12 protein-coding genes are annotated in these 26,208 nt (G+C 66.8%); 1 reads left to right on the plus strand and 11 read right to left on the minus strand.

What is annotated here, in order from left to right:
• Nucleotides 1-21 precede the first annotated feature (21 nt).
• The 9 genes from ACFO0A_RS06725 to fsa all read right to left on the minus strand — a co-directional run bounded on the left by ACFO0A_RS06725 (nt 22) and on the right by fsa (nt 22,027).
• A complete protein-coding gene (locus tag ACFO0A_RS06725; RefSeq protein WP_379538240.1) occupies nt 22-9,981 on the minus strand; it encodes a hypothetical protein in 9,960 nt (3,319 codons plus the stop codon).
• Nucleotides 9,982-10,024: 43 nt separating this feature from the next.
• On the minus strand, nt 10,025-11,860 hold the full coding sequence (locus tag ACFO0A_RS06730; protein WP_379538241.1) for a ShlB/FhaC/HecB family hemolysin secretion/activation protein: 1,836 nt from the start codon (nt 11,858-11,860) through the stop codon (nt 10,025-10,027).
• Between the two features lie 28 nt (nt 11,861-11,888).
• Nucleotides 11,889-12,656: a hypothetical protein gene (locus ACFO0A_RS06735; RefSeq protein WP_379538242.1), complete on the minus strand. Its 768-nt coding sequence runs from the start codon at nt 12,654-12,656 to the stop codon at nt 11,889-11,891.
• Between the two features lie 23 nt (nt 12,657-12,679).
• On the minus strand, nt 12,680-13,471 hold the full coding sequence (locus ACFO0A_RS06740) for a hypothetical protein (protein ID WP_379538243.1): 792 nt from the start codon (nt 13,469-13,471) through the stop codon (nt 12,680-12,682).
• Nucleotides 13,458-15,500, minus strand: a complete 2,043-nt coding sequence (locus ACFO0A_RS06745) for a CHASE2 domain-containing protein (RefSeq protein ID WP_379538244.1) — start codon at nt 15,498-15,500, stop codon at nt 13,458-13,460. Before ACFO0A_RS06745 ends, ACFO0A_RS06740 begins: the two co-directional genes overlap by 14 nt.
• Entirely contained in the window at nt 15,497-18,718 is a 3,222-nt protein-coding gene (locus ACFO0A_RS06750; RefSeq protein WP_379538245.1) for a CHAT domain-containing protein, read from the minus strand. The genes ACFO0A_RS06745 and ACFO0A_RS06750 overlap by 4 nt, the downstream gene beginning before the upstream one ends.
• Nucleotides 18,719-18,877: 159 nt before the next feature.
• Nucleotides 18,878-19,549, minus strand: a complete 672-nt coding sequence (locus ACFO0A_RS06755; protein WP_379538246.1) for a nitroreductase — start codon at nt 19,547-19,549, stop codon at nt 18,878-18,880.
• The gene (gene cobT / locus ACFO0A_RS06760; RefSeq protein ID WP_379538247.1) at nt 19,546-21,366 is read right to left on the minus strand and encodes a cobaltochelatase subunit CobT; all 1,821 of its coding nucleotides are present in this window, start codon (nt 21,364-21,366) and stop codon (nt 19,546-19,548) included. Before cobT ends, ACFO0A_RS06755 begins: the two co-directional genes overlap by 4 nt.
• A gap of 7 nt (nt 21,367-21,373) precedes the next feature.
• Nucleotides 21,374-22,027 (minus strand): fructose-6-phosphate aldolase, encoded by a 654-nt coding sequence (gene fsa, locus ACFO0A_RS06765; protein WP_379538248.1) that lies wholly within the window; start codon nt 22,025-22,027, stop codon nt 21,374-21,376.
• 146 nt (nt 22,028-22,173) lie between these two features.
• Here fsa and ACFO0A_RS06770 point away from each other — a divergent pair, with 146 nt between their 5' ends.
• Nucleotides 22,174-24,339, plus strand: a complete 2,166-nt coding sequence (locus tag ACFO0A_RS06770; protein WP_379538249.1) for a primosomal protein N' — start codon at nt 22,174-22,176, stop codon at nt 24,337-24,339.
• Nucleotides 24,340-24,360: 21 nt separating this feature from the next.
• On the opposite strand, the gene ACFO0A_RS06775 is transcribed toward ACFO0A_RS06770, so the two are convergent.
• Both ACFO0A_RS06775 and ACFO0A_RS06780 read right to left on the minus strand, forming a co-directional pair.
• Entirely contained in the window at nt 24,361-25,116 is a 756-nt protein-coding gene (locus ACFO0A_RS06775) for an isocitrate lyase/PEP mutase family protein (protein ID WP_379538250.1), read from the minus strand.
• Nucleotides 25,116-26,141 carry a bifunctional transcriptional activator/DNA repair enzyme AdaA gene (locus tag ACFO0A_RS06780; RefSeq protein WP_379538251.1) on the minus strand — a complete coding sequence of 342 codons (1,026 nt, stop codon included), beginning with the start codon at nt 26,139-26,141 and terminating at the stop codon, nt 25,116-25,118. The genes ACFO0A_RS06775 and ACFO0A_RS06780 overlap by 1 nt, the downstream gene beginning before the upstream one ends.
• Between the last annotated feature and the right edge of the window lie 67 nt (nt 26,142-26,208).

Raw genomic sequence — 26,208 nt, forward strand, 5'->3', positions numbered from 1 at the left:
CAAGCGCTCGTCGACCGTTCCTTATGAACCCGGTTTGGCACCATCGCTGGGCGGCTTGTCGCACTTGGTGCGATCGTCAGCCGGACAGTTGTCGTCGCTGCTGCCAGACCCGCTGAGCAGATCTTCGTTGCCCGCCCCTGTCACCGGCTCGTCGATTACCGTTTCGAAGCCTGGGGGCGCAACGCGGTTGATCGTGATGAGCCGGCCAAGAAGCAGGTTCACCCCGATCTCGCCCAACGCTCCGTCCGTGAAGATTTCCTCGTCAAGCAACTCGCGCAGCGGATCGAAAGTGATGGTTCCGCAGGAATTGGCCGCGATCCGGCAACCGTTGATGGTCGAGAAGTCGGTATAGGTCCCCGTGATGCTCGTGGCACGCAGGGCAGTGAGTCCGCCCTGCCCCGCGATGGTGCCGTTGATCACGATGTCTGCCGGGGTCGAGCCCGTCTTGATCGACAGCGCATCTGCGGCAAAGCCACGCCGGGTATCGAAGGTCATGCCCCCCGTGTTCTGCACGTAGAAGCCGCCGCTGATCGTCACGGCCATGTTGCCAGCATCGAGCAGGGTCCGGCCCGCCAGCCCGGTATCGACCGTGGCGAGACGCGCGTCGAGCGCGCTTCCGGTGAGCGATCCGATCGACGGGAGCGCCGCCGAGCTGGCCGCAATCACCCGGGCGGCGCCAAGCTGGAGTGTCCCGCCATGGCCGGAGCCTTCGGCAAGCGCGATGGAGCCCGTCGCCCCATCGATCACGATGTCGCTGCCGGCCGACACGACGAGCGTATTGCCGCCCGCGTTCGCCAGCGACAGCGCTCCGCCGATATTCGCGCTGCCCGTGGTGCGCAGTGCCAGCGTGCCGGTCGCCCCGATCGCACCGTCGGTAGTGCCCCCGCTGGCGACCGCGCCGAGAGTGCCCACGGTGAGCGAGGATCCGCCGTTGACGGTAAAGTCGCCGCCCGAATGGATGCGCCCAAACTCGGCGCTATCGAGCCGATAGCCCGCCGCCGTGCTCGAGGTCGTGCCGAGCACCGCGCCGGCGGTGCCGGTGTTCGAGAGCGTGATCGCGGAAGTGTAGCTGCTCTGTCCCAGGAGGGCGTTGGCACCGAGCGCAATGTCGCCCGAGCCGTACGCGATGACCTTGCCGACCGCGAGGCCTCGCTGATCGATCGTGGCGGCGGTCAGGTCGAGCCGCCCCTTCGCATCGACGGTATCGAGCAGCGTCGCGGACGTCGCGGCGGCCAGCGTGATATCGCCCGGCCCGGGCGTGCCCTGGCTGGTCCCGCCCTCATTGATCGCTGCGGGCGTGGCCGGCGAATATCCGGCGCGTGCGGTTCCCAAGGTCAAGGATCCCGCGGTCGAGCGAAGGCTGATATCGCCTATCGCCTGGGCGAGCCCGACTTGCAGGGCGCCGTCGGTGACGATGCCGATATCCCCGTTGTCCGCAATCGCAGTGTTGACGTTCAACGGCCCGCTAGCCTTCACCAGGATCGCGTCGGCGATAAGCGAGATCAACCCGCCTGCGTCGAGATCGGTAGAGATCGTGATCGCCCCGGACGACGCATTGAGCGACAGGTTGCGTCCTGCGGCAAGGCTGCCGAACGACAGGCTATTGAAGCTGCGGATGGTCAGGTCCTGACCGGTCGTTATCGCCGTTCCGTTCAGCGTAGTGACGTCGATCACGGTCGAAAGGCCGGCGTTGATCGCGCCGAACGCGAGGGTCGTGGCGCGTGCGGTAACGTCATTTGCCGCGCTCACCGTTCCCACGGTAGCGGGTCCGGTGGAAGCGAGGTTAACCGAGCCGCCGGTCGAGGTGACGTCGCCGCCGCTGACCGATCCGGCGGTGATCGCGACGTCGCCCGCGCCGCGAAGGGCGGCAAAGCCAAGCGAACCGGCATTCACCGTCAGCCCCGCTCCCGATGTAGCGCTGCCCAGCGTGGTCGCGCCACTGCTGGCGAGGGTCATCGCTCCGCCCGATTGTAGCGTGGTCGCTGCTATTGACGCTCCGTCGAGCGCGAGCGTCGTGCCTGCGGTCGCCGTCCCCAGGCTCAGAGTGCCCGGGGTCGTGATGCGAAGCGAGGTCCCGGCGGCAACGTCACCGCCAGCTACGTTCGCCGCATCGATCGTCGCCTCCTGACCCGAGGCGAGCCGGGTAAACGAAAGGTCGCCCGACGTGATTGTCAGGCCGGTCCCCGCATCGACCATGCCGAGAGCGGCAGCGCCGGTGCTGGATAGCGCGGTGGCGCCCGCCGATCGCAGCGGGCCGGCCGTGATTGTTGCGCCCTGCAGCGACAGTGCGCCGCCGGCAGTTGCCGCGCCGACCTGGAGGCCGTTCGTCGCGGTGACCTGGACGTTGCCTCCGGCCGCGATGTCGCCGCCCGACACGCTGGACGAATCCACCTTCGTGTTGCCCGTCGAGGTCAGCGAGGCGAAGCTGAAGGGGCCGGACGCGATCGTCAGGTCGGCGCCCGAATTGGCCGTGCCCAGCGTTGTCGATCCGCCGCTCGTGAGCGACATTGCCCCCGTCGAGCGCAACGCAGAAGCCGCGATGGTCGTGCCCTGCAGCGCGAGTGTTCCTCCGGCAGTCGCGGCGCCCAGTTGCAGGGCGTTGGTCGCGGTTACCTGAAGGTTGCCCCCGGCTGCGATATCGCCCCCCGCAACGCTTGCCGAGGTGATCTGCGTATTGCCGGTCGAGGTCAGCGAGGTGAAGTCGAGCGCGCCCGATGTGATCGTCAAACCGGCGCCGGAATTGGCCGTGCCCAGGGAAGTGGCACCACTGCTTGTCAGCGACATGGCGCCGCCCGAACGCAAGGAAGTGGCAGCGATCGTCGCCCCGTCGAGAGCTAGCGTAGTTCCGGCTGTCGCCGTGCCAAGCGTGATTCCACCTGGCGAGGTGACGCGAAGCGATGAGCCTGCGGCGATATCGCCGCCCGCGACGCTCGCGGCGTCGATTGCGGTCGCTTGGCCCGATCCCAACCTGTCGAAGCGAAGTGCGCCGGCCCCGACCGTAAGGTTCGTACCCGCGTCGACCGTCGTGAGCGACACCGCGCCCGGGCTGAGTATAGTGGCCGGACCGGTCGAATGCAGCGCACCGGCCGCGATGCTGGCGCCCTGGAGGCCGAGAGCAGCGCCGCTCGTGACCGTGCCGAGCACAAGTGCATTGGCGGCAGTCACCTGAACACTGCCGCCCGCAGCAACGTCTCCACCCGCAACGCTTGTCGCGTTCACCGAGGTATTGCCAGTCGAAGTCAGCGACGCGAAGCTCAGTGGGCCGGCCTGGATGGCAAGCCCAGCACCCGATGTGGCCGACCCGAGCGCAACCGCGCCCGCGCTGGACAACGTCATATTGGCGCCCGACCGCAGCGACCCGGCAATGATCGACCCGGCATTGATGGAAAGCGTGGTTCCGGCAGTCGCAGACCCGAGCGTCGTCGCGCCGCCGCTGGCCAGCGTCATACCGGTGCCCGACTGGAGCGACGCGGCGTCGATCGTGGCGCCGGTGAACAGAAGCGATCCCCCCGCGGTGGCCGAGGTGCCGGCAATCGCGTTCGTGGCCTTGATCTGGATGTTGCCGGAGGCTCCGATCGTACCGAAGCTCGCCCGGTCGCCGGTCAGCGCCAGGTTTCCGATCGAGCCGGTCGAGCCGAGCGAAACGAGGCCCTGTGCCGTGAAGTCGAGGTTGCTGCCGGCGAAATCGGCAAAGCCGACCACTATGTCGCCGCCCCCAGCGATTACGCCATCGGCGCCGAGGCGCAGCGAGTTCACCGTGAAGTTGCCCGGCACGGCGAACACGGGTTCGAGGATGCCGCCGGTCTGGCCGAATGAGGTCAACTGGCGGCCCGCGGTGATGGAGTCCGCCGTGATGTTCGCACCGACGCTGATTCCGACATCGCCGGAGGACACAATCCTACCGTTGCCGACGACGGATCCCGCTGCTGAGATGTCGACGGTGCCGCCGCTCACCAGCGCATTGCCGACGAGCGAGACATCGCCCGCCTGCGACACGAGCGTGACCGGCCCCGTTGCGGAAAGGCTGACCGGCGTGGCCGCCAGGCCATAGATAAGGCCGTCACGTGCGGTGATGGCGATGCTGGTGCCCGTGATGTTGCCCAGGCCGGTGAAGTGGACCGGCACGCTCTTGCCCTGCCCGATCTGGACGGACCCGCTGAACAGGGCCGAACCGATGCAGATATCGCCTTCAAGACATGCGGCCGAAAGCTGCCCGCCGTCGTCGCCTTGCGTCGCGCCGGGCGCGGGCGCGTTGCGAACGTCGGCCAGGAAATCGCCCCCGGCGAATGTGGCGCCGCGCGCATCAATCGCGTTCGCGACGATCTGGACCGGGCCGGAACCGCCATCGATCCTTGCGCGGTTGCCCACTATCAGGCTGGCGATGTCACCGATTGCTGGCGGGGTCTGCGTGACCAGTCCGCCGGCATCGAGCGAAAGCGCCTGCGGCAGCGCCCCCGCCAAAAGGTTCGCGGCGAGCGCTGCGGCCGGGCCGATGAGGATATCGTCACCCGCAGTCAGTTGCAGGCCGAAGCCTGTCGACAGCGAAGCACCGGGGGTCACAACGATGTCGTTCCCGGCAAGGCCGAGAAGTCCGTCGCTCGCGGCGATGGTGCCACCACCGGCCGCCTCTCCAAGGGTCAGGGTCCCACCGTCGAAAACGACCGAGAAGGATTCGGTCTGCGGGACGAAGACGAAATGCTGTCCCGCCTCGAAGTCGAGGAATCGGCCCGAAGCGTTGCGAACGGTAACGTCCCCGCCCGATGTCAGCACGATGTCGCCGTCGGAAATGTAGCCGCTGCCAGCGCCGCCGGTGATCTCCGTTTCGCCACGCACATCGATGCTGCCGACGCCCCTGATCTGCGCGGGGCCAACAAGATCGAAGCTCGTTCCGGCATTGACCGACAACGCCCCGGTAGCCGCGACGGTCAGGCACAGCGGATCGGAGCAATTCTCGCTGGATACGGAAGTTGCCCGTCCGCTCGACAGGAAGATGTCGCTGGCGGACACCAGGCCGCCGGCGATGCTGCGGATTGCGATGTCGCGATCGGCGGTCAAGGCCAGCATCCCGCCAACCGCGAGGCCGCCGGTGCCCGTTGCGGTCACCAGAATGTCGCCGCCGCTCTGCACGTTGGCGTCGTTGGCGATGCGAATCGGCTGGTCGATGCTCGAGATCGAGACCAGCGGCACGCCGGTCCCCGGATCGGTCGCATCGACGAGAAGCGAGACGAATTTCACCCCGCCGTTGTTTTCGTCCACCGTGTCGCTGATCGTCACCGAGCCCGCGGGCCCGCGCGTGAAGATGCTCTGGTCGCTGACCGCGCTGGTGACGTCGATCGAGACTTCGCCAAGATCGAGACCGCCCTGGAAGCCGGCTGCCGGGCTGGCGCTGATCAGCACGTTTCCGCCCTGCGCCGATCCGGCCGTGCCGCTGGTGCCCGCTGCCCCGGTAGTCTGGCCCACGCCGCCGCTGCCGCCCAGGCCGCCACCCGCGGCATATCCATTGCCATAGAGCGACGCGTTGTTTGTGCGCACCAGCCCGCCCGGCGCGGTGATCGAGATGTCGCCGCCAAAGCCGGACCCGCCGGCTCCGCCAGTGCCTCCAGCGCCGCCGGCCCCGGTCTCGATGTCGACCCCGCCTGTCGCCCCGGCACCAGCGCCGCCACCATAACCATAAGCGATCATCAGCAAGGTGAGATCGTTGTTGACGATCGTGCTGGCGCCGCTGGCGCTCGACAAGGTGACGCGTCCGCCCGTCCCCGTGCCGCCCGCTCCGCCTGACGCGCCGGTCAGGGTTGTCGCATCGAACCCGCTGCCGCCCGCGCCGATCCCGCCGTAGCCGCTCGCATCTGCCGAGAGCCGATTAAAGTTGAGCGCACCGCCGGCCAGCGAACTGCCGAGCGTGATCGCACCGCCAGTCCCCGCACCGCCACTGCCGCCGTTGGAAGCGTCGGTCGCGCTGGTGTCGAACGAAGGCCGGGCGCCGCCGTAGCCGCCATAACCCACCGCGCTGAACGAGGCGGAGCCCGCGTTGATCGTGCCGCCGTCCGCTGCGAAAGTGATCGCACCGCCTGTCCCGGCGGCGCCGTCGCCTCCATCGCCGAAGGTAGTGCCGCCGAACAGCACGCTGCTGCCGCCATCGCCGCCCGAACCGCCGATTCCATCGACGCTGAGCTGCAACGATCCCTCGCCGGGAACGAGGGTGAGCGTGCCACCGGATTGCGCGCCAATGATGGCGGTGCCGCCGGTCGCGCTGCCACCGCTTCCGCCCTTGCCCGAAATGTCGGCAACGCCATCGCCGCTTCCGCCGCGGCCGCCGCTGCCGCCGGTCGCACCGGCGTTGATCTGGCTTCCGGTCAGCGTCAGCACCGCTCCGTTAGCGACGGACACTGAAGCGGTGCCGGCATTGGCCGATCCGCCTACTGCGCCTGTGTTGTCCGCTCCGCTGGCCCCGCCGCGGCCCGCTCCCGCATAAACGGAAAGGAACACGTCGTTGAGCGCGACCTTGCCGCCCGTGACGTCGATTGCCGCGCTTCCTCCGCTGGCATCGCCGCCCAGACCGCCGATCAGTCCATCGGCACCCGAAGCGCCTGAACCTTCGGCGCTCACGCTGATCGAACGGCTGGAACCATCGGTCGTCATCGCGGCGAAGTCGGTGCCGATGGTAAGCTGGGCGGCCCCCCCCGCACCCGCGCCGCCGTTGCCGGCCGTACTCGCGCTCGCGCCGAGTTCGTTCGCGTCGATACCGCCAAGGCCCCCGTACCCATCGGCGCTGACCGAAATATTGCTCGCGTCGGCCGATCCGGAGATCAGGGCGAAGGTGGCGCTTCCGCCCTTGGCAGATCCGCCATTGCCGCGACCCAGGACAGGTCCATCGACGGAGCCGTAGGTATCTCCGCCGTTACCGCCATAGGCATCGGCATCAACCACCACGGAAAGCGCGGTGTTAAAGCCGCTCGAATCAGCCGTATCGACGAGGTCGGCAAGAATGCCGCCGTCGATCGTCAGCGAGGCCGTTCCGCCCTCTCCGTTGCCGCCCTGCCCTGCTTGCGTCGGCGGGCCTGTAAACACCCGCCCACCGTTTCCGCTATAGCCGAAATATGAGCCGTAATTGCCGTTTGCGATCACGTTGACCGTATTCGCCGCGAGCGTTCCGCCGGTCAGCGATACGCTGGCGGTGCCGCCCTTCCCGTCGCCACCGTCGCCGGCCGGCGCATCGTCCGGGCCAAAGCTGTCCGCGCCCGCGCCGCCATAGCCGTCGCTCTGCAAATCGAGCGTTGCGATCGAAGCGCTGCCACCGCTCTGGGTGAAGGTCACGGTTCCGCCGGTGCCGGTTCCGCCCTTGCCGCCGACACCCGAGGCGAGGTTGTCGGAAGTGTTGAAGCCGTCGCCGCCCTGGCCGAGCGCAGAGAGATACATCTGCGACGCGGTGACGGTTCCTGCATTCGCGTTGAACGAGACGGTGCCGCCGGTGCCGTCTCCCCCTGCGCCCGGCAGGGTCGTCAGCGCCTCGACGGCCACTTCCCCGCCACCGGAGCCGCCATAGCCGGGCGCGTAGATGCTGACGTAATCGGACGCGAACTTGGCTGCCGGGTCGGTCAGCGAGATGGTGATCTTGCCGCCCTGGCCAAGTCCGTTGAGGCCGCCTGGCGCACTCGGACTTCCGGCATAGCCTTCGGCGCCGATCGAGAGATAACCGCCGGTGGTGAAACTGCCGTCGCCGATGTTGACGGTGATGTCGCCGCCAGTGCCGACGCCACCATCCTGGCCGAAAGAGCCGAAGCCAGTCGATTGGAGATAAATGCTGCCGCCGAACAGCGACCCGCCGTTGCTGATGTTGACGTCGATCGCGCCGCCCTTGGCATCGGGAGCGTCGAAGCTGCCGCGGCCAGAGGAATAGGCCGAAAGATACCCCGTGCTGATCGCTCCGCCATCGGCCGTGATTGCGATGCCCGAAGGCTTCGAGACGCCGCTTCCCGGCGAGTTCGCGTAGGAACTCAGGTAGATCGAGGGCGAATCCAGCAGTCCGCCATTGATGCTGCTGACCGAGATCAGGCCGGTGCCGTCGCTCGAACCTTGCAAATAGCTACTGGAATCGAGGTAGTTTGCGAGCGTGAGGGTCGCGTTGTCGACCGTAAGGGACTGGGTACCGCCCTTTGCCGCACCGCCGTTTTCGGCATAGGCAGCCGTCGAGCTCGAGATGACGCCAATGTTGTAGGTGCCGTTGCGGAATGCGGCATCGATGATACCCGCGTCGGCATTGTGTGGATTAACGTCATTGCCGAACGAGGCAGCGGAAAAGGCTGAGAGCTGGGCGGACCCGAACGACGCTCCGCCCGAAATGTCGAGCGTTACCGATCCAGCCTGGCTGGCGGCGCCATTGTCTGGGAAATAGAACTGCTGTCCCTGGTAGTTGGCCCTGTCGGCGTTCGCGCTGAGCGACAACGTGGCCGTCGGCGAGAACGACAGGGTCGGTCCATCGCCGCGCGATACCAGGCTGACCGAGCCCGCATCAGCTGCGCCCGCGCCGAGCCCGCCGATCCCGCCGCGCGCATCCGCGCTCATCGAGACGTTCCCGCCAATGTTGGCGGTGGCCTTGTCGATGGTCACCGCCACCGATCCGCCGCTGGCATCTTCGCCAAGCACCGCGGGATCGAGATTCTGGGTTTCGGGATCCAGCGCGAGCCGGCCGAAACCATCTGCGTGCGCGTCGAAGGTTCCGCCGACGAAGAGATTGCCCCCGTTGGAGATCGTCGCGTCGATCTTTCCGCCCTTCGGCCCGTTCGTGGCCGTGACGCCGAGATTGCCGGTTACGGTGAGCGAAGATTCGGTGCCGTCCACTGATATCCCGACGGCGTTGCCCGCCTCGAGCGAGAGATTGCCAACCGTAGTGACCGACTGGGAGGGATCCTTGACCGTAAGGGCGATGGAATCACTCGCGACTGCGCGCGTGTCTCCGTTGAACACGGCATTGCTGATCGCAATGTTTCCGCCCGGCACCGGTGTCGTCGCATCCGGCTGCCCGCCGACGACCGAATGCCCGGACGACAGCACGATCCGCCCGTCGACGAGGCCGGCACTCGATGCCGCGTTGTATCCGAGATTGCCGGATACCAGCATCGTCAGCGCATCGTTCTTGGGAACCGCGACGAGATACTGACCGTGAGGAGCGGTGTCGGCCACCGAACTGGTGGTCGTGCCGGTGTGGACGACGCCGTTCTGATCGGTGGTGCCCACCGTGACATTGATGTCGAACAGGCCGTTGTTCATCGTCAGGTCGGCGGCTTCGGCCCCGACATAGGCGACCGAGCCACCGCTGCTGACCGTGCCGCCCTGAACCACGCGCGGCGCGACGAGCGCGATGTAGCTGTCCTGTGCCAGAGTGGAAAGCAACGCGCCCTGGTTGACGGTGATCGATGCTCCCGGAACGGTCGCCTGACCCAGGCTAATCGTGCCGGCAGCGTTGGTGAACTTCTGTCCGTCCGCAGCTTTGTCGTCGATGAGTACTGGGCTTGCGGTGAGGAGGAGCGAACCGACGTCGAAGACGGCGCCTCCACCGACCACCCAGCCGCCGGGGTTATAGAAGAATATCTTCCCGCCGCTGGCGTTTACCGCGCCATTGATCGCCAGGGTGCTGGTCAACGAAGGCGACGAGACGACCCGGTTGAGAACCGAATAGGCGCCGCCATCGCGCGCGAAATTGAGCGACGTGTTGGCATTGAGGAATACCGACGGGTCGGTGACGTCCCAGTCGATCAGCGCGTCGTTGGCGGTGACATTGAACGAATCCTGCGCGGCGCTGCGGGTCGGCGCATCCGCGCCGAAAACCACCGTCGGCGTGCCATTGACGGCCTGCGCCTGCGCCGGTTGCGGGCCAAGCGCCAGGGAGAGCGCAGCCGCGGAAAGCGATACTCCCGCCAGCAACCGCGCCGGTGTGCGGGTGGCTGGTGCTGAGTTGGGCCGAGTGCTGTCGATGCCCGTCATGTCAAATGCCTTCCATCGTACAAACTACAGTCAACACAATCGCTTACCAGCGCCACGGAGCGAGCTGGAGTGTAAGATTCAGGAGCAAGCGGACGTCGCCCTTGACGTTCTGGGTAAGGGTGTCGCGCAGCGGCACAGCGACCAGCGCATCCAGCCGCGCGGAATCGCGGATGCTGGCACGCACCCCGGCGCCGGCCGAATAGAGCTTCTGGGGATCGAGGCCGTCGAACGCGCTGTCCTTGTTCCAGACCCAGGCAGCATCGAAAAATGCGTAGGGCTGAAGCGCGGTGCCTCCGGCAGTCTTCGGCAAGAGCGAACCGACGCGGACCTCGCTGCGGAAACCGACGCCGGTGTCGCCAAGAATCGAGCCCGGATCGTAACCGCGTCCGATGGTGTAGTTGCCGCCCGAAAATTCCTCGTACGAAAGCAGCGCATCTGGCGAATACTGGATGCGCGGAGCCAGCGAGAGCGTGACCGACCGGACAGGGCGATAATCGAACTGGCCGGCGGCGCGCAGCACGAAGGCGGTCGGATCGCCTTCGATCCTGCTGGGCGTCGGCTCGCCCGTGGCGAAACAGCCTGCGGGCGCGCCGCTGCAATCGCGCGTTGCGCCGAACACGTCGATGCCCTGCCGCGCCTCGACGCTCATGAGCCAGGACCAGTGAGGTTCGAGCGGCGTGAATCCGTCGCGCCCGGAAAGGCTCTGCGGGCTGATACCGTTCATGTCCAGCCGGGCGAACGCGACCCGCAAGTGATCCTGGTTGAGCGCTATCCCGCCAAAGTCGACGTTCTGGTCGATCAGGTCGAAGCCGACCGCGCCGGTGACATTGCGGGTCTGCGCGCGCACGAAAGGGTAGGCCGCCTCGCCGCTGGCCACCAGCGTGCGGGATTCGATCGGCGGTCCGCTGGTCAGTGAAGGCCGGGTCCAGCCGTAAGTAAAATCGCCGCGCAGGGTCAGGCCCTCGCTGCCCACACGCATCTCGTGGCCGGCCTGGAGGACGATCTGTTCATCGAAATCGGAGGTCGAAAAGACGCTGACGGTGGTTGCGTCACCCAGCCCGGTCAGCCCGGTAGCTTGAGCGCGCGCCAGTCCGCTCCACCGCCCGATGGCCTTGCTACCGAGGTTCTGGACGGTGAAATCGGCATAGAACGGCGTGCGTTGAACCGTGACTTCGCCGACCACCTCGCCCGGCGCGCCATCGACAGGGCGAAGCGCCAGCCGCACATCGAGACCGGGAATGTCCCGCGCCAGCAGCAGGTAACGCTCGGCCCGGTTGGTATTGAATACCGGGTCCTGCTTCAGCTTCTCGACGTAGCGGAGCAGCAGCCCTTCCGATGCGCCTGCGTCGCCCTTGATCTGCACCTTGGTCATTCGCGCGAGAAGAAGGTCGAGCTTCACGTCCCCGCTCTCGATGGTCTGGGGAGGAACCTGTACCGCGGCGAGATAGCCCGCCTGGCGAAGCGTCGTTGCAGCGCGATCGCGGATTTCGCAGATCACCGCGACGGGCATCTCGCGGCCAACGAATTCGCGGTAGCTCCCCGACAGGTCGACGCCCGGAACCTGGTCGGCGCCGGCGAATGTCACCGACCGAAGCGTTAGCTTGATCCCGGCGAAGTCAGGGCTGGCGAGCGGGCAAGGCGCACGTTGAACTTCATCGCCCGCGATCTCGACCGGATTGCGATTTTCGCGCAGGGCACCTTCGATCACGCCGCGCTCGATCTCTTCGCGTGTGGGGGCGGTGACAGTACCGGGCGGCGGTGTCGGAGGGGGCGTGGCCTGGGCCAGGGCCGGAACGGAGAACAGCAGCAGCGCCGGCGTTCCCGCCAGGCCCGCCAATACCCGGCGGCCGTTTTTCCTGGCTTCGCGTGCTTGCCCCATTTTCACCCCGTCTTCCCCTCGTTGCGAACTAGTGCGCAGGCCCTTCGATCGCGGTCGCTGCGGCGCGCCGTTCGAGATTTGACGCCAGCAGATCGACCTGCGCGAGGCAGCCTCGCTCAATAAGCAGGCTGGCCAGCGCGTCGGGATCTTCCGGCACCGAATCCGGCGCCAACGTCACCACTTCGAATTCCACGCCCTTGCCCGGCTCCGTCCCGGGCACGGCATCGTCGGTGCTGCGATAGCTGCGGCCCGAGATCGGTGGTACCACTGCTGCCGGCCAGGCGATCCCCGCGGTGCGACGCGGCCACTGCAGCCTCACCATCCCGCCGCCGTCGGCCTCGCTGAACCAGGTGAAGCGTCGCGCGTCGCTGTTGGTGCGCCAAAGGTAGAGATCGCTCCCCTGGGGCACGCAGACCTTGCCGCCCCGGTCGATGTCGGCCAGCCAGACAGTCGGCGCGGCAGGTTCGCCGCTGTCTCCCATCGGAAGCCCCCGCACCGCGCCCGCGCGCACCGTCTGCGGATTGTTGAGCGAACGCGAAAGCAACATCATCGTGCTTCGGTCGCGCATCACGCGGCTGTCGATCGTGAAGCTGCCCTTGCCTTTCATGATCCGCGTGCCCGCCTGATCGAGCACGGTTACCGCGTCGTCCTTTTCAAGCTTAACCGTCGCCCCGGCGGCAAGTTTCCGCCCCACCGGGTAGGCGGCAGCCGAAGGCCCGGTGGCGCGGACCACGACCGCCTGCGCCGCTGCCACCTGCGGCAGCGCGGCGCCGGCGGTCGCTAGGACCGATGCCATAATGCCAAGGGCCGGGCGATGGATCACCGCATGCCGCCAGGCGCGCCGCCGCTCAGCGCGTTGGCCAGCACATCGAGCTGGGCGTGGCAGCCCTTGTCGGCCAACAGCCCGGCGATCCCCAGCTCGTCGGCCGGCACATTCGAGACGAACTTGGTCACTATCTTGACCGTCGGACCGACCGGATCGGCGAATGTGTAGACCCCGCCATCGGTCAACGGCAGTTCCGCAGTCGGCCATTGGCGCAGCGGGCTGCCCCTCTTCCATGTCACGGGAACGGGCTTGCCGCTCGCCCCGGTCAGCTTGGCCGACGCATCCTCTGCCCGGTTCGGGCGCCACAGCACCAACGAGGTCGGATTCGAGACGCAATAGGTTCCGCCCTTGCTGACGTCGACGTACCAGATGCTGTCGGGCGCGGTCGGCGCAGCGGCGGCGCGCGCCGCGCTGGGAGCTCCGCGCACAGCCCCGGTACGGGTGCGAGGAGCGGCAGTGCCGGTCATCAAGCCGGCGACCCGGCTGGCCCCCTGCTGGTCGCGGGACACCGTGCTGTCCATGACGAAGTTGCCCGGCCCCGCGAGTACCCGCGAGCCGGCCTTGTCGATGACCGTCAGCCGGTCGCCTGCCTTCAGCGTAACCTTGGCGCTGGCCGGCAACTTGCGGCCCTGGGGATACTGCGCGGCGGACGGACCGGTAGAGCGGACGACCACCGCCTGCGCCTGTGCCAGATCAGCCCCCGCAAGCGCGGCGACGCCGGCGATGGCGGCGATCAGCGTGCGGGCGGCCGGCCGATGCGTCGGCCTCGTGTCAGCCCAGAACATAGCTTTCTCCTTTATGCGTTTGCTGCAGTCGTTCGAGCAGGTTGCCCAGGGCCGGGTCCTGTCCCATCGCTGCCAATTTGTCTGTGAGACGCTTCACAAGGGTGATGTCGCCTGCGTCGTGGGCGAGGACCAGCTCTGCCACCGCCGCGCGCCCGACGGGCTCGGTGGACGGTACGGTCTCGAAAACGTCGACCGGCGTCGAACGCCCTCGCAAGGTCACGCGTCCCATCGGCCGGAACCAGTCCAGCCCCGAACGCTCCATAGCTTCGCGGCTGACCAGCACGCTCGTGTCGAGCGCCTTGTTGGCGGCCTCGAGGCGGGAAGCAGTGTTCATCGCATCGCCGAGCGCGGTGTATTGAATGCGCCCTTCTCCGCCGAAATTGCCTACGATCGCCGGGCCGAAGTGGACGCCGACCCTGGTCTTGCCGATCGGCGGCACGCCTTCGGGCGCCGACCGGCGAAATTCCTCGCCCGCCTCGTGCATCGCCCAAGCCGCGCGGATCGCTCGGGTGCCGTCATCGGGATAGGAAATCGGTGCGCCCCAGAAGGCGACCACCGCATCGCCAACAAACTTGTCGAGCGTGCCCCCATGTTCGAGCACGATCGCACTCAACCGGTCGAGGTAGGAATTCAGAAGCTGCGCCACCATCTCAGGCGCGATCGCGTGGCTGAGCTTCGTGAAGCCTTCGAGATCGGAGAAAACGCAGAAAATCTCGCGCTTCTCCCCATGGAGCGAGAGGCGGTCCGGGTTGCGAAGGATTTCCGACGCCACCGAACGCGGCAGGTATTTGCCGAGCGCGCCTTGCGCGAATTCACGCTGCTTGGCGCCGATTACGCGCATTGCGCCGCTCGTCGCGGTGAAGGCGAGCAGCCAACCGACGATCCAGCCCATCGAAGCAAGGCCCAGCGTGTCGACGCCCCACCGCTCCAGCAGGAACGGCAGCGACAGGAACACGGTGAACTGCAACAGCACGGCCAGCCCGACCACGGCGCCGTTACTCATGATCAGGGCCGTGCCCGCGCCGCATGCGACCACGACCGCGGCGGCCGCCCACTTGGCCCAGCCTGGAAACGTGCGGGGGATCGCGTGATCGAGCAGTTGTGCGAGCATGCTCGCATGAATCTCGACACCGATCGTGCGCGTCGCGCCGGTCACCGGATCCCCGGTGCGGGTAAACGGCGTGTCGAACTGGTCGAAATCGGAGAAGTCGCCGCCGATCAGGACATAGCGACCACGGATCGTGTCGGCGACCAAGGGCGCGGTGGCCGGGTCGGCAAGAAGGTCGATCGGGATTTTATCGAACACCGGTCGGTCGGACGAAAGCGGGACCCGGTAACGGATCGGGCCGGTGAAGGTCGCAAACCTGCGGTCCGCATCTGCGGTATTTTGCGTCAGCGCCACCGAAAGCAGGGTCGGCAATCCCTGATACTGGTGCGGCCAGCGCCGGGCGACGCCGTCCGAATCGGTTTCGAGAAGGATGCTGGCGGGCTGCACGGTCTTGCTGCGCGCAGCAGCGATATAGGCGCGCAAGTCGCGCTCCTGCTCGTAGGTTATCGCGCTCTTGTTGGTTCGCGCATCGGCGAAGGCAAGGAACGTCGGCGTCTTCATCGCGTGTAGCGAAGACTGCAGCAGCGGATCGTCGTCCTGCGGTGAATCGAACAGGATATCGATCCCAACCCCGCGCGAGCCCATCGTGTCGATCTGCTGCAATGCGCGGGCGAGGATCGTGCGATCGACGGGCGAGATCTGGCCCGTCGCGCGATTGGTGTCGGCGGTATAGACGACAAGAACGACACGCTTGTCGGTGTCGACGCCCGGAGCAAAGTTTGCCGCGCGCACGTCGTAAAGCGCGTTTTCGGCGTCGCGCAGCAGCGGGAGCTGCCAACTCGCGCGTGCGATGACGAGCGAGATGAACACAAGCAGCACCGCGATCGCAACGCGTTCCCACCCAAGCTGCGACAGCCCGCGGCGCGCGACGCGCTCGAGCTCTACCGACTGCTTTCGGGGTGTTCGGCGACGTTCGATCATTGGTGCGCGGCGCTCGCGAGGGTAGCGTGAACAGACTTGCTCATTGCGGCCGTCGTCATCGGCGCCGACGGGCGCAGCAGCGGCCGTGCGCCATCGCCGATAACTGCGAAACCGGCCCAGTAATACGGGTGCGAAGTCTGCGGATCGCGCATGAGCTGCTGCTGCGCGGCGAGCAGGGCATCGCCGGTCGCGACCCCGGGCCCCGCCGAGAACAGCCCGGTAATCAGCCTGCCGGTCGCATCGAAATCGTCAGGCGCAGGCCAGTGGCTGGCAAGCACCGCCCGCCCCCCGGCTCCGATGAACGAGCGCACCAGCCCGTCGAGCGCACTGCCGCCGCCGCTGGCGATGCCCGCCGCGCGCGTCGTCACTACATCCGCTTCACCCGCCGTGTCGCAGGCCGAAAGGATGACCATGTCGGCATCGAGATGCAGGTCGAAGATCTCGCTGAAGGTGAGCAGGCCATCCGATTTCTCGCTGCCGAACGAGGTGAGCAGCGCGGGCCGCGTCGGGCAGTCGGGACTGGGTGGCGTAACCAGGCCATGCGTCGCGAAATGGAGGATCCTGAACTGGTCGAGGTCGGTGCGCGCCTTGATCGCGGTGTCGCTAAAGGCGCGACCGACCATCAGGTCGCTCCCCTGCGGGCCGACAAGACTGCGAGCCTCGATCAACTCGGCGTCAGAAATGGGGTTGTTCCACGCCGCGAGCGGCCAGTCGCAACCGAGGTTCTGGTCACCCCGGACCGAGCGGACGCCCAGACTGCCGCCGCTGCCGTTGATCGTCGCGTTCTTGCCGAGGCCAAGGTATGCTTCCTTCGCGCTCGACGGCGGCAGGTTGCGCGCGTCGATGAACGAACGGGCCGAGACCGCGGTCGAAACGATCCGGTCCTTCCCCAGCCAGTCGACCATCGTATCGTCGAACGCGTCCGCATTGGGCTTCTTGTTGGCGGCATCGTAGCGCGCGACCGAGTCGTCGTTGACAACCAGAAGGTTGATCGGAAGCTTCAGCATCGCCCCGTCGGGCTCGAAGACGATGTGGTGCGCCGCGAGAAGATCGGCATTGGCGGGTCCGAGCAGCGCGACATAAAGCTGGCGGGCCAAACCTACCTTGAATGGCTCCGTCACGTATTGCTCGCCATCGTAGCGCGAGATGCTGTCGCGAAGCTGCATGACCAGCCGCTCCATCTCGTTCGCGCTGAGGTTGGCCCTGTAGCCCGTCGCGTGCGTCGGCGTCGCGGTATAGACGTAGACGGACTGGCCAAGCACGGCGACCTTCGCATAGGCCTCGTTCGCCCTGAGGCCCTGCTGCAGTTCGGCTTCGGTCAGGCCATGTTGGGCAACGGCACGATACCGCGGGAAGGCGCTCAAGCCCACAATCGTTGCCTGCTGCTGCGCTTCGAGCGTCTTGATCTGGCCGTCGAGGGCGGCAAGCTCGTCGGCGCGGGCAGCCGCATCAGCCAGTCCCGAAATCGCGGCATACTGCATCCGCGAGCGTTCGATCGAGCGGGTCAGGCTGACAGACTGGCGGAAAAGGCGCGAGGCATCGTCGCTCCCCCCCGAAAGCTCGCGGGAAAGGACCGCTTGCGTTTCGGCGACGCCTGGACGGACCAGGATTTGCGAGGCGGCGAAGAATTCCGCAGATGCCTTGGGATCGGTGGCCATCCGACCGACCAGCAGGTCGAAGTAGGGGTTCATCTGGTTGCTTAGCCCGGAAAGGGCATCGCGGCGGTCGAACGAACGAGCGATGACCTCGCGATAGATCGCCAAGGCTTCATCGGTGCGCCCGCGCCGGACGAGGAACGCCCCCAGCCGCGCCTGGATCGCGGCCAGGCTGCGCGTCTCGGGATAGCGGACGGCCACGATCTGGGCCGCCGAACGCAGTTCCTGTTCGGCGGCCGCGAAGTCGCCCGCCGCCTCGTCGATCGTGGCGACGTCGGTCAGGATCTGTGCGCGCAACCGGACAATCGAGACGACCCGGCCATTACGCACCGCGACGGCGCGACTGAGTGCGTCGAGCAGGCTCGCCCGGGCAGACACCGGATCGCCCATTAGCCGCTGCGCACTGCCCTTCAATGCCTCTGCCTGGGCGTCGAGGATCAGCGCGCGTTCTTCGGGGCTGAGCTTGAGGTCGTCGGTCAGGCCGAGCGCGCTGCCTGCGGCATCGCTGGCGTTGACCCGTCGCGCAAGCTGGGGCGTTACCTCGAGCCGTTCGCGCAGAATGTCGGATCCCAATGCGCTCTGGACACGCAAAGGCTGAGCCAGGCGAGCAACAGCCTCGCGGTACCGGCCTTGGTTCAGCAGGTGAATCGCTTCGTAGTTGCGACGCAGCCGTTCGATCACCGCGTTTCCGGCGGGCAATGCGGCGGCTTCGGCGAAAAGGCGGTCGGCCTCGGAAAACTGGGACAGGTTGGAGCGCTGTAGCGCTGCGTTGATCAGAAATTCGCCACGGTCGATCGGCTGGTCGTCCTTGCCCGCCTGGCGCTGCTCCAAAGTTTCGAAATAAGCGGCGGCATCGGCATAGTCGCCGGAATTGTTGCGATGATACCCTTCCGCAAGCGCGGTCTGCGGATCGAGCGTGAGCGCCTGAATGCGCGCATAAGCCTCGCTGTCGCCCAGCGAGGTCGTCGCCACCATGATCTCGCCCGGCAGCAGCTTGTCCGCCATGAGCGAGCGAACCGCGAGCGCGAGCGCCGACTTGTAGGCGGTAAAGCCTTCGACGAACCATACGGTCTTGCCGCGGGTTACGTGCGCAACCGAATAACCAAGCTGAGGATCGCGCCACTCGCAGGCCAGTTCCTCGCCGCCTTGGATCAGCGACGCCTCGACCTTGCGAGCGCCTCCGCAATCCGCCTTGTCGCCCCGGCGCGAGGCGAGCCGGCTGTCGAGCTGGCTGAGCGCGGCAGGGCCATTCGCCCCGCGGAGCGCGAACACGTAGCCAACCGGCAGCGCCGAATCGCGGCAAACGACCGCCCACGCCCGATCCAGAGGACTGACGATGGCGGCGTCGGTGACCCTGCTTTGCACCTGGCATAGCGCATTTCCGCCCGACCCCAGGGGAAAGCTGTCGCGAATCGAGAGCGGGAGTTCCTGCGCCGCGGCGTCCGGCGCGATTGCCAGTGCAAGCGCGGCGGCAAGGCCAGAAAGTCCTGAACGAACAATTCCCGCGCGGACAAGCCGACGCGCAGCCAGCCGTGCCGCATGACGGTCAAAAGCGATTCGCATAAACGGTCCCCTCATGACGGGAACACATGCCGTGTCCCGCCATCGTACTAATCCGTAATGCGGCCCGAGAACTTCCTAGTCCGGTGCAGCCTACTCCCATGAAGAGCGGCGGCCAAGTGTCAGGTTTACGCTTTTTTTATTCGCTTGGCCCGTTAACCTTCAGAATCCGTGGAATGTCGCGACTTCGTCCAGATCAGCGCGTGCCACGTCGAAGCTGTTCACCACGGCATCGGGGTCGCGGAAGCCGATCGCCATGCCCGAGAAGAAGATATGGTCGTCGGGAATGCCGGCAATCGCCCGGACCTGCGGTGAATAGACCGCCCACGCTTCCTGCGCGCAGCTATCCAGTCCTTCTTCGCGCAGAAGCAGCATCACCGTCTGCATCCACATTCCGATATCCGACCACTGCGGCGGACCCATGTAGCGGGGGGTGTGCACCAGCATCAGCACCGGCGCCCCGAAGGCACGGAAATTGTCGGTGAATTGGGCCAGGCGGCCGGTCTTGTTTTCGCGGGCGATGTCGAGCGCGGCGTACATCGCCTCGCCCACGCCGAACCGGCGCTGCTCGTAGGCGCCCGACAGCTCCGGCGGATAGACGTGGTATTCGGGCGCATGGCCCTTGCGCCCCTGGGGGATCACTTCGGCAACGGCAGCGAACAGTTGCTGGAGCGGTTCGCCGGTGAGGAGTTCGGCGTGCCACGGCTGGGTATTGCCGCCCGACGGCGCACGCTGTGCCTTGCGGAGAATGCGCTTCAATATCTCGGGGTCGACTGGCCGGTCGACGAAACGGCGTATGGAGCGCCTGGTCGCAACTGCTTCCGAAACGTTCATCGCGTTTGTTCTTCCTCGAAAAGCCCGGCGAGCTGCTCGACCATGGTGCCGCCCAGTTGTTCGACGTCCATGATCGTGACTGCGCGCCTGTAATAGCGGGTGACGTCATGGCCGATGCCGATCGCGACGAGTTGGACGGGCGATTGCCGCTCGATCCAGTCGATCACCTTGCGCAAATGCTGTTCGAGATAGCCCGCGTTGTTGACCGACAGCGTCGAATCGTCGACCGGCGCGCCATCCGAGATGACCATCAGGATGCGCCGGTCCTCAGGGCGGGCAAGCAGGCGCGAATGGGCCCAAAGCAGCGCCTCGCCGTCAATGTTTTCCTTGAGGAGACCTTCGCGCATCATCAGGCCGAGGTTGCGGCGAGCGTGCCGCCACGGCTCGTCCGCCTTCTTGTAGATGATGTGACGCAGGTCGTTGAGCCGACCCGGCTGCGCGGGCTTGCCTCCGGAAAGCCAGGACTCGCGGCTTTGGCCGCCCTTCCAGGCGCGGGTTGTGAAGCCGAGGATTTCGGTCTTCACGCCGCACCGCTCCAGGGTGCGGGCCATGATGTCGGCGCTGATCGCGGCGATCGAGATCGGGCGGCCCCGCATCGATCCCGAATTGTCGATCAGCAGCGTCACGACGGTGTCCTTGAACTCGACGTCGCGTTCGATCTTGTAGGACAGTGAATGACCGGGCGTCACGACGACGCGCGCCAGCCGGGCGGCATCGAGGATCCCTTCTTCCTGATCGAAGTCCCAACTGCGGTTCTGCTGCGCCATCAGGCGTCGCTGGAGGCGGTTCGCCAGTCGGGTGACGATTCCCTGAAGCCCCTTGAGCTGCGCGTCGAGGTAGGCTCGCAACCGGCCCAGTTCGTCTTCGTCACACAAATCGCGAGCAGCTACGACCTCGTCGTAGGCAGTGGTGTAGGCCTTGTAGTCGAATCTTTCGGGGAGATCCGTCCAGGGCCGGTTTGGGCGCGTGGGCAGCATCCCTTCCTCGCCCTCGTCCGCCATGTCAGCGTCGCTGGCGTCCTCGCTATCCTCCTGCTCGACCTCGCCCTCGCCCTCGTCGTCGCCTTCCGCGTTCTCGCCCGCGGCTTCCGACGGCTGGTCCTTGGCGTCGGATTCGGCGGACTCGTCGCCGTCGTCATCCTCGTCCTTGCCCTCGTCCTCCTCGTCCTCAGGTGGAGGCAGGTCGTCGGGATTGCGGGTCAGCTCGAGATGCTGGAGCATGTCGAGCGCAGTCGACTGGAACGCGGCCTGGTTTTCGATGTTTCGCGCCAGCTCCTCGAAGTCGGCTCCGGCGCGCTCCTCGATCCAGCCGCGGACCATCGCAGTGCCTGCCCTGGCCACATCCGGGACCGGCTCACCGGTCAGCGCCTCGCGCAGGAGCAATGCCAGCGCCGCTTGCAGCGGAACTTCGTCGGCTCGTGCCGCCCGCGCGATCGGGTCGCTCATCACCCGCATCGCCAGCGCCGCATCGAGATTACCGCGCATCCCTGCGTATTTCTCAGAGCCGAGCGCCTCGTACCGAACGGTTTCGACCGCGTCGAAGCAGGCCCTCGCCAGCGCCTCGGACGGCGCGGAGCGAGCGTGAAGCGCGGCGTCGTGGTGCCGTAGCCTCAGGGCGAAGCTGTCGGCAAACCCGCGGGCTTCGGCCACCTGACTCGCCGGCAAGCCGCGCCCCGGCATGGGCACACGGAAGTTGTGGCCCGACTGGGTCGGCGCGTCGGCGGTCCATGCCACCTCGACCTCGGGCTCGTGCGCGACGGCGCGTGCCGTTCCGGCAAGGACGGACTTGAACCGGTCGAGAGGTGAATCGTCAGCCATGCAAGCGTCAGCCGATTGCCTGCCCGGTCTTCGCCCAGTCGGCCAGGAACCCTTCGATCCCCTTGTCGGTCAGCGCGTGTTTGAACAGCTGGCGGATGACCGCAGGCGGAGCTGTCATTACATCAGCGCCGATCTTTGCGCTTTCCAGGACGTGGATCGGATGGCGCACACTGGCGACGAGTATCTCGGTCGCGAAGTCGTAGTTGTCGTAGATCAGGCGGATGTCGCTGATCAGGGCCATGCCGTCGAAGCCGTTGTCGTCGTGGCGACCGACGAAGGGCGAGATGAAAGTCGCCCCCGCCTTGGCGGCAAGCAGCGCCTGGTTGGCGGAGAAGCACAGCGTGACGTTCACCATCGTACCATCAAGCGTGAGCTTGCGGCAGGTCTTCAGGCCATCAACCGTCAGCGGCACCTTGATGCACACGTTGTCGGCGATCATCCGCAGGATTTCCGCCTCGCGCATCATCCCTTCGTGATCGAGCGCGACGACTTCCGCGCTGACCGGGCCGGAAACCAGTCCGCAAATCTCTTTCGTCACTTCGATGAAATCGCGCCCGGACTTGGCGATCAGCGACGGGTTGGTCGTCACGCCGTCGAGCAGGCCGCTCTCGGCAAGATCGCGGATTTCGGCGGTGTCGGCGGTATCGACGAAGAATTTCATGGGCCCGGTGGCTTTCGTTCGGGAAGCGATTCCCAGTTGCTATAGGGAGCGCTCCCGGCGCTGTCAGTCTCCGATTTTGGCAGTGGATCGGTTGCCGCCGCCGCCCCTGTCGCGTTTCCGGCGCAGCCCCCATATAGGCCTCTTCGATGAACCGCGTTCGCCTTCTCGTCTTCAATGCCGCGCTCGGCCCGCTCGACTATCGCGTGCCCGCCGGGATGGATGTCGAGCCGGGAAGCGTGGTCGTTGCACCCCTCGGACCGCGGCAAATCGTCGGGATCGTGTGGGAGGCGGATCGTCTCCCCGCAGCCGAAGTGCCCGACGCCCGCCTCCGCCCGCTGCTGGAAGTGCTGCCGGTGCGGCCGCTGGCCGCTCCGCTGCGCCGGCTGATCGAGTGGACCGCGGACTATTACTGCGCCTCGCTCGCATCCGTCGCCCGCATGGCTCTGTCGAGCGGCGCGGCGTTGCGCGGGGGCGGAACACTGACGGAGTACCGCCTTACCGGACAGGTTCCCGAGCGTATGACCCCGCAGCGGGCTGCGGCGCTCGATCTGCTGGAAGGCGAGCAGGCGACTATCCGCGAGCTGGGCGAGATCGCCGGGGTTTCAGAAGGCGTGCTGCGCGGCATGGTCAATGCGGGAATGCTCGAGCCTGTCGTCGTCGACATCGACCGCCCCTACCCGCGCGCACACGCCGATCATTTTCAGCCGCTGCTGACCGAGCATCAAGCGCAAGTCGCGGCGCGGTTCGTCGCCTGTGTGAAAGATTCCCGCTTTCACCCGTTCCTGCTCGACGGCGTGACGGGATCGGGCAAGACCGAGGTCTATTTCGAAGCGATCGCAGCGGCGCTGGAAGCCGATCTGCAGGTTCTCGTCCTGTTGCCCGAGATTGCCCTCACCGAGAATTTCCTCGCGCGCTTTTCGGCCCGGTTCGGTGCGCCGCCGGTGGTCTGGCATTCATCGCTCAAGTCGACCGAGCGCCGCCGCGCATGGCGCGCGATCGGGCGCGGCGAGGCCCAAGTCGTCGTCGGAGCGCGTTCGGCGCTATTCCTGCCGTTTGCCCGCCTAGGCCTGATCGTCGTCGACGAAGCGCACGAAGTCTCGTTCAAGCAGGACGACGGCGTCCGCTATAACGCGCGCGACGTCGCGGTGATGCGCGCCCGGTTCGAAGGCGTGCCCGCGATCCTCGCCAGCGCGACCCCCGCGATCGAGAGCCTGCAGATGGCCGAGGCGGGAGTTTACGAAAAGCTCGATCTACCGGCGCGGTTCGGCGGAGCCCAGCTTCCTGCCATCGAAACGCTGGACTTGACGAAGGACCCGCCCGAGCGAGGGCGGTGGTTGGCGCCGCCCCTCGTCGAAAAGCTCAAGGACCGCCTCGAAAAGGGAGAGCAATCGCTGCTGTTCCTGAACCGGCGCGGGTATGCGCCGCTGACCTTGTGCCGCCACTGCGGCTACCGCTTCCAGTGTCCAAATTGCTCGGCCTGGCTGGTCGAGCACCGTCTTTCCGCCCGCCTCGCCTGCCATCACTGCGGACATGAAACTCCGCCGCCCGCGCAGTGCCCGGAATGCGGCGAGCCGGACTGCCTTGTCGCCTGCGGTCCGGGCGTTGAACGGATAGCCGACGAGGTTGCCGAAATCATGCCGACCGCGCGCGTTGCCGTCGTCACCTCCGACACTCTTACCAGCCCGGAAAAGGCGGCGCAGTTCGTCGCCGAGGCCGAAGCGGGCGCAATCGACGTTATCGTCGGCACGCAACTGGTCACCAAGGGCTATCACTTCCCCGACCTGACGCTTGTCGGCGTGGTGGATGCCGACCTCGGCCTCGAGGGCGGCGATTTGCGCGCAGGAGAGCGATGCTTCCAGCAGATTGCACAGGTCGCCGGCCGAGCCGGCCGCGGGACCAAGCCGGGAGAAGTTCTGATCCAGACGCGCCATCCCGAAGCGCCGGTGATCGCCGCCTTGGCCGCGGGAGACCGCGATGCGTTCTATGACGCCGAAACCGAGGCCCGGCGCGAAGCAGGCGCGCCGCCTTTCGGCCGGTGGGCGGCGATCATCGTGTCGAGCGAGGACGAGGCGGAGGCGCGCGACGCAGCGCGCGCGATCGGCGGAGCGGCGCCCAATCTGCCCGACGTCGCGATCCTTGGACCAGCGCCGGCCCCGTTGTCGCTTTTGCGCGGACGGTTTCGCTACCGCCTTTTGATCAATGCCCGGCGTTCCGCCGAGGTGCAGCGGGTCATCCGCGAATGGCTTGGACCCTTGCGCTTTCCCAATGGCGTCCGGGTCGCGGTCGACATCGATCCCTACAGCTTTGTCTGAAGGACCTGCCGGCGGCGCGGTTCAGTAGTCCGGTTCTTCCCCGGCGAAGACCTTGCGGGCCTGGGTTGCCAGATAGGCCATCGCCGCAGCCCACGGCTGGTGCCCATGACTGATCCGGGCGACGCCGAGTTCGGCGAGTTCACGGTGGGTCGGCCCGGACTTCGAGCGCAGGATGTTGACCGGCAGGGGCGAACCCTCGCAGATCGCCGAAATCGCCGCGCGATCGGCCATGAACGGCACGAACAAGCTCCGCGCCCCGGCATCCGCGTACGCTCGGGCCCGCTCCAGCACCGCTGCCACAAGTGCGTCGCGCGCGGTGGCGACATCCTGGCCGCGAAAGACGTCGCAGCGCGCATTGACGAAGATGCCCGTGCCGGCCGCTGCCGACAGCCGGGCTGCTTGCTCGGCGACAGGCAGCAGTTCGTTTCGACCGGGCAGCCGGTCTTCCATGTTGATCCCCGCCGCGCCCGCTTCGAACGCCATGCCTACCGACCGGCCGACAGCGGCTGGATCCGCGCCGTAGCCCGATTCGAGGTCGATCGTGACCGGCAGGTCGGTCACCGCCAAAATCCGCTCAAGGTTAGACAGCACCGCGTCCAGCGGGAAGTCCTCGCCGTCCTTCAGGCCCTGCGCTTCCGCTACACCGTAACTGCCGGTGGCGATTGCGCGCGCGCCGGCAGCCGCGACCACCTTCGCGCTGCCTGCATCCCAGATGTTCACCAGAAGCAACGGCTTGCCCGGAACGTGCAGGGCGGCGAACTCTTCGACCTTGTTCATCAGGCGGCTCCCTCGCGCTCAAGAAGCTGGCGTTTGATCTCCAGACCATAGGCATAGCCGCCGAGATTGCCATCGGAACGGATCACCCGATGGCAGGGGATGAGTACGGCCACGTTGTTGGCACCGTTCGCGGACCCTGCGGCGCGCACCGCATTGGGTTTGCCTACTGCCGCCGCAATCTCGGCATAGCTGCGCGTCTCGCCCGGGGGGATTCGGCGCAACTCGCGCCACACCGCCTGCTGGAACGCCGTGCCGTCGACGTCGAGCGGCAGGTCGGGCATATTGCCCGGATCGTCGCAGGCGGCCACCGCGGCTGCCAACAGCGGGGCGAAGGCTTTGCCCCCACGGACCAGCTCGGCGCGCGGGAAACGGCGGCGAAGTTCATCCTCGTCTTCGTTGAAGGCCAGGCGGCAGATGCCCTTGGCTGTCGCCGCGAGCAGCATCGGGCCAAGGCTGGTCCGCGCGACGTCCCAATGAATCGTCACTCCTTCCCCGCCATTCCGCCATGCTGTCGGAGCCATCGCCAGTTCCTTTGAGCTGTCCGCGTAGAAGCGGCTCGGCGCCGCATAGCCTGCATCGTAGATTGCTTCGGTCACGTTGCCTCCTTCCTCGAGCGCGGCGCGCGCCCGGGCCATGCGCCGCTCGCGCGCGAATTGCGCCGGGCTGAGGCCGGTCTCGCGCTTGAACAGCCGCTGGAAATGATGCGGCGCATAGCCGACCGCGCGGGCCAGATCGTCAAGGCGCGGCGGATCTGCCCCTCCGAGCAGCGCCACTGCCTGTTCCACCGCCGTGCGGTCGCGGCCAACCTGGTCCGGGCGGCAGCGCAAGCAGGCGCGATAACCGGCGGCGCGTGCCTGTTCGCCACTTGCGAAGAATTCCACGTTCTCGCGCCTGGGCCTGCGCGCCGGGCAGCTTGGCTTGCAATAGATGCCGGTCGTCTTGACCGCTCCGACGAACTTGCCGTCGAGGCTGCGGTCGCGCCGGTCGAATGCGGCGAAGGCGAATTCGGGGTCGATCTTTTCCATGCCGCAGAGTTACGCCCACCACGAAGCAGTCGCATCCCGATTCTTGCGGTCAAAGCGAATTAAGCGG

It is taken from the genome of Novosphingobium tardum, assembly GCF_042652045.1.
GTDB classification, from domain to species: Bacteria; Pseudomonadota; Alphaproteobacteria; order Sphingomonadales; family Sphingomonadaceae; genus Novosphingobium; species Novosphingobium tardum.

What these genes read in the sequence shown, in the direction of transcription:
- ACFO0A_RS06725 (WP_379538240.1), bottom strand. Translation starts at nt 9,981, where the DNA reads ATGACGGGCATCGACAGCACTCGGCCCAACTCAGCACCAGCCACCCGC.
- ACFO0A_RS06730 (WP_379538241.1), bottom strand. Translation starts at nt 11,860, where the DNA reads ATGGGGCAAGCACGCGAAGCCAGGAAAAACGGCCGCCGGGTATTGGCG.
- ACFO0A_RS06735 (WP_379538242.1), bottom strand. Translation starts at nt 12,656, where the DNA reads ATGGCATCGGTCCTAGCGACCGCCGGCGCCGCGCTGCCGCAGGTGGCA.
- ACFO0A_RS06740 (WP_379538243.1), bottom strand. Translation starts at nt 13,471, where the DNA reads ATGTTCTGGGCTGACACGAGGCCGACGCATCGGCCGGCCGCCCGCACG.
- ACFO0A_RS06745 (WP_379538244.1), bottom strand. Translation starts at nt 15,500, where the DNA reads ATGATCGAACGTCGCCGAACACCCCGAAAGCAGTCGGTAGAGCTCGAG.
- ACFO0A_RS06750 (WP_379538245.1), bottom strand. Translation starts at nt 18,718, where the DNA reads ATGCGAATCGCTTTTGACCGTCATGCGGCACGGCTGGCTGCGCGTCGG.
- ACFO0A_RS06755 (WP_379538246.1), bottom strand. Translation starts at nt 19,549, where the DNA reads ATGAACGTTTCGGAAGCAGTTGCGACCAGGCGCTCCATACGCCGTTTC.
- cobT (WP_379538247.1), bottom strand. Translation starts at nt 21,366, where the DNA reads ATGGCTGACGATTCACCTCTCGACCGGTTCAAGTCCGTCCTTGCCGGA.
- fsa (WP_379538248.1), bottom strand. Translation starts at nt 22,027, where the DNA reads ATGAAATTCTTCGTCGATACCGCCGACACCGCCGAAATCCGCGATCTT.
- ACFO0A_RS06770 (WP_379538249.1), top strand. Translation starts at nt 22,174, where the DNA reads ATGAACCGCGTTCGCCTTCTCGTCTTCAATGCCGCGCTCGGCCCGCTC.
- ACFO0A_RS06775 (WP_379538250.1), bottom strand. Translation starts at nt 25,116, where the DNA reads ATGAACAAGGTCGAAGAGTTCGCCGCCCTGCACGTTCCGGGCAAGCCG.
- ACFO0A_RS06780 (WP_379538251.1), bottom strand. Translation starts at nt 26,141, where the DNA reads ATGGAAAAGATCGACCCCGAATTCGCCTTCGCCGCATTCGACCGGCGC.